Here is an 11,000-nt window from a genome sequence, read left to right as displayed (position 1 = left end):
GCACCACGCTGCCATCGGCGGCGCGGCGGAAATCAACCTTGCTGCCTGGAACTATCCCCAGCAGATCACGGACAGCTTTCGGTATGGTCACTTGTCCCTTTGCCGTAACGGTGGTGGTCATGTTCGCTCCACGGTAATACCTGACTTCAAAAGAGTATTACTGAGTCGGTCGGATTTCAAGCCCTGGATCGTCGACTACCCGTCAAACGGCAGCAGACTGTCGATTACGACTAGCCTATGCTTCTGAACAACCGGCTTGTAGCACTTATTATATGTCGATAGAATGCAATTCCATCGACACGAATTTGCCATATGTCGATAACGACGACATGTCCGCCCGACATGTCGTTCGAAGAAGGATTGATCGACATGCCGTTTCGCCCGGATCGCCCCTACAACGACCTCCCTCCCCTGCCCCCGCGCGAGGATGTTGAGACGAAGGCAGTCCTGAAGGCCTGCATCGAGGCTCGTGCAGCACTGGCCGAGCTTCGCATATCCGGCCAGCTCATTCCCAACCAGGCCGTACTGATCAACTCGATTCCGCTGCTCGAGGCGCAGGCGAGCTCGGAGATCGAAAACATCGTCACTACCACCGACAGGCTGTTCCGCTTCGCCAACGAAGCCGGCAATCACGCTGATCCTGCGACGAAGGAAGCATTACGCTATCGCACAGCCCTCAGCGAGGGCTTTCAGTCGCTCAAACAGCGGCCCGTGTCGACGTCCACGGCGATCACTGTGTGCCAGACCATCAAAGGCTTCGAACTGGATATCCGCGCAACGCCAGGAACAGCGTTGATGAACGAGACAACGGGTTCGGTAATTTACACGCCCCCCGCGGGCCAGGCACTTCTGCGCGACAAACTCGCGAACTGGGAGCGCTACATTCACGAAGCTGAGGACATCGACCCGCTGATCCGGCTCGCCGTGATGCATTACCAGTTCGAGGCGATCCACCCCTTCATAGACGGCAATGGCCGGACAGGACGGGTACTGAATCTGCTCTTCCTCGTCGACAAAGGCCTGCTGGACATCCCGGTACTCTATCTGAGTCGCTACATCATAGGGAACAAACGCGCCTACTATGATCGGCTCCTGGCCGTAACGACTCAGGAGGCGTGGGAGGACTGGATCCTCTACATACTGGAGGCTGTGCGCGAAACGGCAAACTGGTCGACAGCGCGAATTCGCGCCATCCGCGATCTGCTGGATCAAACCGCGGAGCATATTCGACGCGATCTGCCCAAAATCTATTCCCGCGAGTTGGCAGAGGTAATCTTCGTGAACCCTTATTGCCGAATCGGCGACCTTGTGACGGCCGGCATCGCAAAGCGACAGGCAGCGTCGGTCTATCTCAAGGCTCTCACCGAACTGGGCCTGCTGCAGGAAATGAAGGCGGGCCGGGAAAATCTCTACATCAATCCAGCGCTGCTTGCGCTCCTGAGCGAGCAACGCCCGGCTCGGCACAACCAATGAAACGCCCGAACGCCAGGCAGCACCTGAGATGACGCTGGACGCGGGGAATTTCATGCGTCCAATCTAGATCTCACCTATCGCGAAATCGCCGGTCAGCTTGGGTGGTTTCGTGAGTGGAACCAGCGGGTAGCTCGGAATAGGCGCCCTCTTTTGTCAAGAACCTTATCGACCGAGCGCGCCGTTTCCGCCTGATCGATGCTGAAACCACAGCCAATGCAGCAATAGCCAAAGCGCTCATCATCACGATCTGGGCTTGTTCAGGGATTTCAGAAGCGCTTTCGAGACCTCATACTGTCCTTCCCCGCCCTTGTTGCCGTTTGGCGGCTCCCTATCGGTCGTGGCTGCTGCCTTGTCAGCATCCAGCTTGGACCGCAGTAGGGCCATCACCATCGGCCAGGTCGAGAAATGCCCCTCTCTCGCCTTGTCGGTGAGGCTGCGCAGATATCCGCCAGCGCTGTTGATCTGATCGGACCGCTGCAAGATCGCCGCCAGCGTGATCGCCGCCTGAACCTCGCCCATGGCTTCGCAAGCTTCTCGCCACGCACTCGGACTGACCCCCAGCATCGGCCGGGCCACCTCTACGGCCGCCAAAAAATCACTCCAGTGGCGTATTCGACCACCCTGAGCCAAGTCCATCAGGTCCGGGCAAGCGTCAAGCACGATCCCCAAGGGCAGCTCCCGCTTCGGCAAGCTCCGCAGGTTGTCGTTTTCCTGGGCGTTGCCGCCCGCTTCATTGTTTTTTCCAGAGCCATGTTCAAATTCAAATAAGGAGTCTGGGTTTGAATTCTGTATGTGGCATCCATATTGGGACTCATTGGCGTCCATAATTTGTGTTTTCGTGAATAGTTCCAGCATATCATGCACCTCGGTCCACAATTCCTGGAGCTCGTCACAAAGGCTTTCGACGACCTGGCGCGGTGCCGTGCGCGGAAGGCGCCCGATAATCTCCTGGTAGATCTGGCTAATACGACCCCAGTTACCTGGAACGCCCTCATCGAGGCCGGCGTCGATCATCTTCACGACATCCCGACGAAGCAGAGTCAGGCGTTCCTTGGAGACCTTGAAGGCTTTCTTCTCGGCCTGAACCGCTTCCGCGAGTTGCTCGAACTCCTCGGCGCGGGCCACGATCGGTGAGAGGTCGAAGCCATAGGCCTGTTCGACCTCTCCTCCCCGGCCCTTGCGCGCGAAACGCTTTCCATTCGGGCTGTCTCTGCGAATGATTAGTCCGCAATTAACGAGGACGGCCAGATGCCGGCGCAGCGTCGTGGGCGGCATGCCATTGGCCCGAGCCATGAGTTGCTCATTCGACGGCCAAACGATCAGCGTACCGTCGCCCGAAAGCTCGCTGTCCCGATGGAATGACAGGAGCGCGTTGAGAATGGCCAGAGACCGGTCTGTGGCGCCCAGAAGGTCACGAGCTTCACGGATTGAGCGGAAGACCTTCCACTTCTCAACTATTGTTCCCTCGGGTATGGATTTTGCGGTGACTTGGCTTGCCATTTGGCCAAGCGTCATCGGCCGCCGCCCAAAGGGCGTCGTGGAGATATGCGTCTGCATTTTCTTTCACCTATCGCTAGGCAACAGAAAACTGCTCGCCGAAACGGCGTTCACGGCTCAAAAGAGCCTTGACTGTGATTCTCGGAAATGCGAATCTCTTGCTGCAACACTAAGAGAGGGCTTCCGGAAGCGATTTCGGTGGCCTTTTTCTTTGCCAATTTTCTGTTAAATCGTTCGAAACAGAACGTCTGATTAGTCGCCGCCCTCCTTGCTGTTGTGCTGAAATTCCTGATAGAGGCGCTCCAAGCGGTCCGACAGATAGGCGCCGAACTTCGACGCATCGCGCGATTTCAAAGCCAGAGTGAACGCGCGCCCCGTGTCTTTGGTCGAGACCTTGACGCTGTCATCCGACAAGCTCCAAGCTTTCTCTGCCGAAGGTTGCTTTTTCGACTTTGGTCCTCTCGAGGACTTCAGTTTGGCGACAACCTTATCAAAGCGCTCTTCGCTTGAAAGCTGCTTAACATCCGGACTAGCTGCGACCCCAAGGGCGATGTCAGAATTTCCAGGTTTGTCGAGCAGGAGCTTGAGCTCATACCATCTGTCGCGGCCGACGGCTTTCGCCCTACCGATCGCACTGATAAGGTCAGGTTCGATAGAAGCAACAGATAGCATCTTCGACAGAGTTGGTTTATCGACACCGATCGCTGCCAGAGCAGTGGAGTTGTCGACATCATATTTTCTCTGCACTATGTCTGCTGCGAAAAGAGCCTTCTCAATAAAAGAGGTGTTGGCCCGGGCATTGTTTTCCTGTCCCTGAGCGATCACATGATCGCGGTCGGAAATCTTCTTGACGACCGCTCGAAGCTTGATTCCAAGCTCCTTAGCGGCACGGTGCCGAAGTCGACCGAAAACAAGCATATAACGCCCGGCCGCAGTCGGATGAGGGCGCATCAATGCGGGCGTGTGCTGTCCCGCCAATCGAATGGATTCCAGCACCTGTTGAAAGTCCGCCTCGTAGTCGGCTGTGCCAAGGTTCACACGGTCACGGGCAAATGACTCATCGACCAAGTCCGGATCCACATCGACGATCGTCTCGCCCTCGAGCAGCTTGTCAGCGTGAGAGGCCATTTCGTCTATCGAACTAATGATCGAACGCGAAGCACCCTTGATCGTATAATCAAGAGCAACCGGATTTTTGGCCTTCTCGCCCTCGTTATCCATGATGCCTGCAAAGGGGTTCTTCCGGGCCATCAGTCTAAATTCCTCTAAAACAGCTTACGGTTTTGAAATTCTTGCGGTTTTCAGTGGTTTTGACGGCAGTCAACATCAAAGACGCCCCCACGCTTTGTGGATCAAGCCCTGTATTTCAAAGTTGACGCCGTCCATGCTATCAATGGCCCTATCGTAGGTGTCGCGGCTGAAATTTGACCTCTCGACCTCGTAGAGCGTCTGCTTGGTTAGTCCGGCGTCAGAGATCGCGGTCGACTTGAGCATAGGATTTTTCAGAATTTCTTCGGCTAGCATCGACTGCATGAACCCCAGCATCTGTGCTTGTGGGACATCCGTCGGCTCGTATCGCGTTATCAAGTAGCGTAGCCAATCGAGGCGCACATGAGCTCCGGCCTTCTTGATCGATTTTAGGATATTGCCGAGCATCAAGAGGAACTGGCTCATGGACATGAGGTCGAGCATCTGTGGATGCACCGTGATCAGTACTGATGTGGCGGCTGAGAGCGCCGACAATGTCAGGTAGCCGAGCTGAGGCGGGCAATCGATGACGACCACATCATACCGATCATCCACCGTTTCGAGTGATCTCGCTATGCGTGTGAAGAACCGTTTGCCCTCTTGAGAAGGTGACTGCATTGCGAGCGGCGTGTCGTACTCGTACTCCTGCAGCTCAAGATTTGCAGGAACTATGTCGAGCAGTGGAAAATTGGTCGGCTGTATTACTTGCTCCAAAGGGACGGGGTTATCGTATCGTATGGAATCGTAAAACGACGGGTTCTTGTCGAGTTCAGGCTGAAATCCATGGAGCGCCGACAAGGAGGCTTGGGGGTCCAGGTCAACGGTCAATACCCGATGCCCCGTTAGCGCAAGATGTTGCGCGAGGTGTGCGGCCGTGGTCGTTTTCCCGGACCCACCCTTGAAATTCACGACCGCAATTACCTGAAGTTTCTCGCCGACCTTGCGGTGAGGGACGTACTGCTTTGCATCCGAACGGCCATTCTTGTCGAGATAATCTCGTAACTCTGACATCTGCTCAGCGGTGTAAAACCGTCTACCGCCACTTCCGACAAAAGGCTCAGGGCCCTTGTTCTCGAGGTGAAGGCGTTTCAGGTTATTCGGGCTGACACCGAGGTAGTGCGCCACTTCAGCCATCGTGAACCGGCGAAGCGTCTTCTGCCCGGTCGTCGGAAATTTCTCGACGCGCAATTGGTCGAGCTTGCGCGAAATTTCCGCACCTTGGGCCAGAATCTTGTCGTCAAACTCAAAAGTTGGAAGCGCCGACATGCCTGGAGAACCTCATAGATAGAAAATAGCGCCAAATACGGCATTTCGGATGATTTGGCGCCAGTATGTGCGATTCTCGGTTTCAGGCAAGGAAAATAAGGTTAACAGAAACTTAACACATAGTCAGACGGCTACACATCTTGATCCGAAAAGGGGCCATTTTTCCTAGTATTTTCAGATTGTTAGATAAGTTTTCGCGCCATATTCGAACGGAATATTCCCCGGCAGATTTGCCGGGGGGGACCGCAACCAAACATCGGGTCTTCAGCCTCGAAAGAGGAAACCATAAAAAACACAACCGATTTTCCTGCGACTCAGTTCCTTTGGTCAGACATATCCCAGGATCAAAGGCCCCACCGTCACTACGTCGGTCACCCCGGCAGTTCTGCCGGGGTGACCGGTTTCTCTCATTCGATCAAAACCGCAACTCACCCGCAAGTAGCAACGGTGGATGCGATGCAAACAAGATTTGACCACGCCGAGCGGCGCCTAAAATCGTCAATTGGAGAGGATCGATGAGCACGAGTTCCTCCCATTCCCGGCTGGTCCGAAAACTGCGCGAGGCGCTCGGAGATGTGATCTGCGCGGCACTAGAGGACGACGATGTCGTTGAAATCATGCTCAACCCGGACGGACGGCTGTTTGTCGAGCGGCTGGGCGAGGGGATGGCAAGGATTGGCGCGCTGCAGGTGGGCGCGGCCGAGATCATCATCGGCAGCGTTGCACACGCCCTGCAGACAGAGGCGGATGACAAACGGCCTATTATTTCCGGCGAACTACCGATCGGCGGGCATCGGTTCGAGGGTTTGCTTCCCCCGGTAGTGAGCGGGGCCAGTTTTACGATCCGCCGACGCGCATCCCGTCTGATCCCGCTTGCGGATTATGTGAGCGGCGGCGCGATGACCAGGCTTCAGGCAAGCCTCATTCGACGCGCCATTCAGGAACGGCTGAACATCGTGGTGTCGGGCGGAACGGGATCGGGCAAGACAACCCTCGCCAACGCAGTCATCGCCGAAATCGTCCAGTCCGCTCCATCGCATCGGTTGCTCATTCTGGAAGACACGGCCGAGATCCAATGCGCGGCCGAGAACGCAGTTTGCCTGCACACAACCGACAGTACCGACATGGCGCGGCTTCTAAAAAGCACGATGCGTTTGCGCCCCGACCGCATCATAGTCGGCGAAGTCCGGGACGGCGCCGCATTGACCCTTCTCAAGGCATGGAACACAGGCCACCCGGGCGGGATCACCACCATACACGCCAACACCGCGCATTCGGCGCTGCGGCGCCTCGAGCAGCTGACCGCCGAGGTGAGCCAGCAGCCGATGCGGGAAGTGATCGGCGAAGCTGTCGATCTCGTCGTCTCCATCGAACGAACGGCGACCGGCCGGCGTGTGCGCGACGTGATGCGCATCAACGGTTTCGACGGCGCGACTTACGAAACAGACCACAGTTCCCAGATCGACGAGGACAGCCATGCCGCATAACTTCCGCCGAAACGCCTCTATTGGAGCGATAGTTGCCGTGCTTTGCGTGGCAGTCGCGTCTCCAGCTTTCGCAAGTTCTGGCGGCGGCCTCCCATGGGAGGGGCCGCTCCAGCAGATCCAGGAATCAATTACCGGCCCGGTTGCAGGCTTCATCGCACTCGCCGCCGTCGCGGTCGCCGGGGGCATGTTGATATTCGGCGGCGAACTCAACGATTTCGCGCGGCGGCTGATGTATGTCGTCCTTGTCGCCGGTATCCTGCTTGGCGCGACCCAGATCGTCGGACTGTTCGGGGCATCGGGTGCCTCGATCGGCCTCCCAGATCAGGCAGCCCCGGGCGGGCGAGGGGAGGGGACTGATGGCTGAAGCAGGCGCACCCCTTTCCCGCTCGCCCATCCATCGCGCATTGTCGCGGCCGAACCATCTGATGGGCGCCGACCGCGAACTCGTGCTTCTGACCGCGCTCGCCACGGTCATTCTCATCTTCGTGGTGCTGACCTGGTTCTCTGTGTTGCTGGGCATTGCTATCTGGATCGCCGTTGTCGGGATCCTCCGGATTATGGCCAAGGCCGATCCGATGATGCGGCAGGTCTATCTGCGCCACATCGGCTATCGACCGACTTATCGGCCGACGTCATCGCCATGGCGGAGGTACTGACCTCCCATGGTGGCGCTCAATCAATTCCGAAACTCAAAACCGTCGTTTTCCGACCTGTTGCCCTACGCAGGCCTGGTCGCCGACGGGATCATTCTGTTGAAGGACGGCTCGCTGATGGCTGGCTGGTATTTTGCGGGGCCGGATTCGGAAAGCTCGACCAATGTGGAGCGCAACGAGGTGTCGCGCCAGATCAACACGATACTTTCGCGGCTGGGAACAGGATGGATGATCCAGGTCGAGGCCGTGCGCGTGCCGACGACGGCCTATCCGGCCCGTGACGCCTGCCATTTCCCCGATCGGGTCACACGGGCGATCGACGAAGAGCGTCGCGCACATTTCGAGGCAGAGCGCGGCCACTACGAGAGCCAGCATGCTCTCGTTCTGACCTATCGGCTACCGGAACCGCGCCGGTCGGCCATGGCGCGATATGTCTATTCCGACGAGGCAAGCCGGTCGGAGACCTATGCGAACCGCGTCCTCAATACCTTCCAGACCTCGATCCGCGAGCTCGAACAGTATCTCGGCAACGTGCTTTCGATCCGACGCATGGTGACACGCACGGTTGCCGATGCGGAGACGGGCGACGAGGCCTGCTATGACGAGCTCTTCCAGTTCATCCGCTTCTGCATCCTCGGCGAGAATTATCCGGTTCGTCTGCCGGCGATCCCAATGTATCTTGACTGGCTGGTCACAGCCGAGTTCCATCACGGTCTTTCGCCGATGGTCGATGGCACCTATCTGGCAGTCGTTGGCATTGACGGCTTCCCGGCCGAGAGCTGGCCGGGGATCCTCAATTCGCTCGACCTGATGCCGCTCACCTACCGCTGGTCGAGCCGTTTCATGTTTCTCGACGATCAGGAGGCGCGCCAGAAACTCGAGCGCACGCGCAAGAAGTGGCAACAGAAAGTCCGACCATTCTTCGACCAGCTCTTCCAGACCCAAAGCAGCTCGGTCGATCAGGACGCCATGACGATGGTGGCCGAAACCGAGGACGCGATTGCCGCCGCCTCGTCGCAGCTGGTCGCCTATGGCTATTACACGCCGGTCATAATCATGTTCGACAGTGACGAGGCCCGGCTGCGCAATCAGGCGGAAGCAGTCCGGCGGCTGATCCAGGCCGAAGGCTTCGGCGCCCGGATAGAGACGCTCAATGCCACCGAGGCCTATCTCGGCAGCCTGCCCGGCAATACCTACGCCAATATCCGCGAACCTCTCATAAACACAAGCAATCTCGCCGACCTCATTCCGGTCAATTCCGTATGGCGGGCAGCGCGACCGCCCCATGCCCCTTCTACCCGCCAAATGCCCCGCCGCTGATGCAGGTCGCCAGCGGCTCGTCTCCCTTCCGGTTGAACCTGCATGTCGACGATGTCGGCCATACGCTGATCTTCGGGCCGACGGGGTCGGGAAAGTCGACCTTGCTGGCGCTGATCGCGGCACAGTTCCGCCGGTACGAAGCGGCGCAAATCTTCGCCTTTGATAAAGGCAAATCGCTCTACCCGCTGACCAAGGCCGCCGGCGGCGATCACTACGAGATCGGGGCAGGGGAGGGTGCGCTCGCATTCTGCCCGCTGGCCGAGCTTTCGACCGACGGGGATCGGGCATGGGCGGCCGAATGGGTCGAAACGCTTGTTTCCATGCAGGGAGTGACCATCACACCCGACCACCGCAACGCGATCACCCGTCAGATCGCCCTGATGGCCGAGGCGCGCGGCCGATCGCTCTCGGACTTCGTGAGTGGAGTACAGATGCGGGAGATCAAGACTGCGCTTCACCATTACACGGTCGACGGTCCGATGGGGCAGCTCCTCGATGCCGAGCAAGACGGGTTGACGCTTGGGATGTTCCAGACCTTCGAGGTCGAGGAACTCATGAATATGGGCGAGCGCAATCTCGTCCCCGTCCTTCTCTATCTCTTCCGCAGGATCGAGAAGCGCCTGAGCGGGAACCCAAGCGTAATCATCCTCGACGAGGCCTGGCTGATGCTCGGCCACGCAACGTTCCGTGACAAGATCAGGGAATGGCTCAAGGTCCTGCGAAAGGCCAACTGCGCCGTCGTTCTCGCCACGCAGTCGATCTCGGATGCCGAGCAGTCCGGTATTATCGACGTGCTCAAGGAAAGCTGTCCGACCAAGATATGCCTGCCGAATGGCGCCGCGCGTGAATCCGGAACCCGCGAATTCTACGAACGGATCGGCTTCAACGAGCGGCAGATCGAGATCGTCGCAACCGCCATTCCGAAGCGGGAATACTACGTCGCGTCTCCAGAAGGGCGGCGTCTGTTCGACATGACACTTGGACGCGTCGCGCTCGCCTTTGTCGGCGCGTCGGGCAAGAGCGATCTCAAACGCATCGATGATCTCAGCCAACAACATGGACCGGCTTGGCCGATGCACTGGTTGCAGGGAAGGGGAGTGAACAATGCGAAACGCATTCTCTCGATCAACTAAAATTGCAGTCGCTGCGCTGACGGTGGCCGCGTGGTTGCCGGTCGTTCATGCCGATGACGGCACCGTGACGGGCGGGGCGACCGAATGGACGCAGATCCTGAACAATACCGAGCTTGTCAGCCTCGTCGGGCAGTCGACCGAGCAGATCGGCAATCAGATGACCCAGATCACGCAGTTGGCGGAGCAGATCCAGAACCAGCTGAAGATCTACGAAAACATGCTCCAGAACACGCTGACCCTTCCGAACCAGGTCTGGGGTCAGGTGGAAAGCGATCTCAACAGGCTACGCGGCCTCGTCAATCAGGGTCAGTCAATTGCTTTCTCGATGGGCAATGCTGACGATGTGCTTCGGCAGCGATTTCAAAGTTTTGCCGATTTCAAGTCGGGGCTCACCAGCGGCGAGACGTTTTCCGCAAATTATCAGACCTGGTCGGACACCAATCGCGACACGATTGCCGCAACGCTCAAGGCTGCAGGACTGACCGCGGACCAGTTCAGCTCCGAGGAATCGACGATGAGCCAGTTGCGGTCGATGTCGCAAAGCGCGGTCGGTCAGATGCAGGCGCTTCAGCTCGGCCACCAGATTGCAGCCCAGCAGGTCGCCCAGGCCCAGAAGCTGCGGGGACTCGTCTCCCAGCAAGTGACGATGATGGGCACCTGGTATCAGTCCGAGCAAGCGGCCAAAGACCTCGCCCAGAACCGTCGCGAGGAATTCTTCAAGTCGACCACGCCCTCCACCTCGGGCGGGCAGGAAATGGAGCCGCGCTGGTGAACAGGCCCACTATTTTCATGGCGATCGTCCTCACAGTCATCGGAATCGGCGGAATCCTCGTTTGGCAGATCGTTCTGCCCTCAGACCCCACTTCGCATGTCAGCACATCAGCGCCGGCGCCACAGAAATTCGACACGGCTGGCGGGTAGGA

General features: G+C 58.1%; 9 protein-coding genes and 1 pseudogene. 6 read left to right on the top strand and 4 right to left on the bottom strand.

The window, feature by feature from the left end:
* Positions 1-121: AbrB/MazE/SpoVT family DNA-binding domain-containing protein (locus tag ABJN75_RS09635; RefSeq protein ID WP_348439117.1), on the bottom strand; the 121-nt coding region annotated here is incomplete at its 3' end.
* A 248-nt stretch (positions 122-369) separates the two neighbouring features.
* Between ABJN75_RS09635 and ABJN75_RS09630 the strand changes: the two genes are divergently transcribed.
* Positions 370-1,473: a Fic family protein gene (locus ABJN75_RS09630; RefSeq protein ID WP_348439115.1), complete on the top strand. Its 1,104-nt coding sequence runs from the start codon at positions 370-372 to the stop codon at positions 1,471-1,473.
* 240 nt (positions 1,474-1,713) lie between these two features.
* Here the strand turns inward: ABJN75_RS09630 and repC are convergent, their stop codons facing one another.
* The 3 genes from repC to repA form a co-directional block, all read right to left on the bottom strand.
* A complete protein-coding gene (gene repC / locus ABJN75_RS09625) occupies positions 1,714-3,030 on the bottom strand; it encodes a plasmid replication protein RepC (protein WP_348439113.1) in 1,317 nt (438 codons plus the stop codon).
* Positions 3,031-3,222: 192 nt separating this feature from the next.
* Positions 3,223-4,221 carry a plasmid partitioning protein RepB gene (repB, locus tag ABJN75_RS09620; protein WP_348439111.1) on the bottom strand — a complete coding sequence of 333 codons (999 nt, stop codon included), beginning with the start codon at positions 4,219-4,221 and terminating at the stop codon, positions 3,223-3,225.
* A 75-nt stretch (positions 4,222-4,296) separates the two neighbouring features.
* Positions 4,297-5,484, bottom strand: coding sequence for a plasmid partitioning protein RepA (gene repA / locus ABJN75_RS09615; protein WP_348439109.1), 1,188 nt, complete (start codon positions 5,482-5,484; stop codon positions 4,297-4,299).
* A gap of 515 nt (positions 5,485-5,999) precedes the next feature.
* Here repA and trbB point away from each other — a divergent pair.
* The 5 genes and pseudogenes from trbB to trbJ all read left to right on the top strand — a co-directional run bounded on the left by trbB (position 6,000) and on the right by trbJ (position 10,849).
* Complete coding sequence (gene trbB, locus ABJN75_RS09610) at positions 6,000-6,971, top strand: P-type conjugative transfer ATPase TrbB (protein WP_348439107.1); 972 nt, start codon at positions 6,000-6,002, stop codon at positions 6,969-6,971.
* Positions 6,961-7,335, top strand: a complete 375-nt coding sequence (locus tag ABJN75_RS09605) for a TrbC/VirB2 family protein (protein ID WP_348439105.1) — start codon at positions 6,961-6,963, stop codon at positions 7,333-7,335. The genes trbB and ABJN75_RS09605 overlap by 11 nt, the downstream gene beginning before the upstream one ends.
* The gene (locus ABJN75_RS09600) at positions 7,328-7,627 is read left to right on the top strand and encodes a conjugal transfer protein TrbD (RefSeq protein ID WP_348439103.1); all 300 of its coding nucleotides are present in this window, start codon (positions 7,328-7,330) and stop codon (positions 7,625-7,627) included. The genes ABJN75_RS09605 and ABJN75_RS09600 overlap by 8 nt, the downstream gene beginning before the upstream one ends.
* A gap of 6 nt (positions 7,628-7,633) precedes the next feature.
* A pseudogene (locus tag ABJN75_RS09595) lies at positions 7,634-10,077 on the top strand (conjugal transfer protein TrbE).
* Positions 10,049-10,849 carry a P-type conjugative transfer protein TrbJ gene (gene trbJ / locus ABJN75_RS09590; RefSeq protein WP_348439101.1) on the top strand — a complete coding sequence of 267 codons (801 nt, stop codon included), beginning with the start codon at positions 10,049-10,051 and terminating at the stop codon, positions 10,847-10,849. The pseudogene ABJN75_RS09595 and the gene trbJ overlap by 29 nt, the downstream one beginning before the upstream one ends.
* Positions 10,850-11,000: the final 151 nt, after the last annotated feature.

The organism is Hoeflea sp. (assembly GCF_039975035.1).
In the GTDB taxonomy this organism is placed as follows: Bacteria; Pseudomonadota; Alphaproteobacteria; order Rhizobiales; family Rhizobiaceae; genus Hoeflea.
This window is presented reverse-complemented; position numbering and strand designations above follow the sequence as displayed.

What these genes read in the sequence shown, in the direction of transcription:
- ABJN75_RS09630 (WP_348439115.1), top strand. Translation starts at nt 370, where the DNA reads ATGCCGTTTCGCCCGGATCGCCCCTACAACGACCTCCCTCCCCTGCCC.
- repC (WP_348439113.1), bottom strand. Translation starts at nt 3,030, where the DNA reads ATGCAGACGCATATCTCCACGACGCCCTTTGGGCGGCGGCCGATGACG.
- repB (WP_348439111.1), bottom strand. Translation starts at nt 4,221, where the DNA reads ATGGCCCGGAAGAACCCCTTTGCAGGCATCATGGATAACGAGGGCGAG.
- repA (WP_348439109.1), bottom strand. Translation starts at nt 5,484, where the DNA reads ATGTCGGCGCTTCCAACTTTTGAGTTTGACGACAAGATTCTGGCCCAA.
- trbB (WP_348439107.1), top strand. Translation starts at nt 6,000, where the DNA reads ATGAGCACGAGTTCCTCCCATTCCCGGCTGGTCCGAAAACTGCGCGAG.
- ABJN75_RS09605 (WP_348439105.1), top strand. Translation starts at nt 6,961, where the DNA reads ATGCCGCATAACTTCCGCCGAAACGCCTCTATTGGAGCGATAGTTGCC.
- ABJN75_RS09600 (WP_348439103.1), top strand. Translation starts at nt 7,328, where the DNA reads ATGGCTGAAGCAGGCGCACCCCTTTCCCGCTCGCCCATCCATCGCGCA.
- trbJ (WP_348439101.1), top strand. Translation starts at nt 10,049, where the DNA reads ATGCGAAACGCATTCTCTCGATCAACTAAAATTGCAGTCGCTGCGCTG.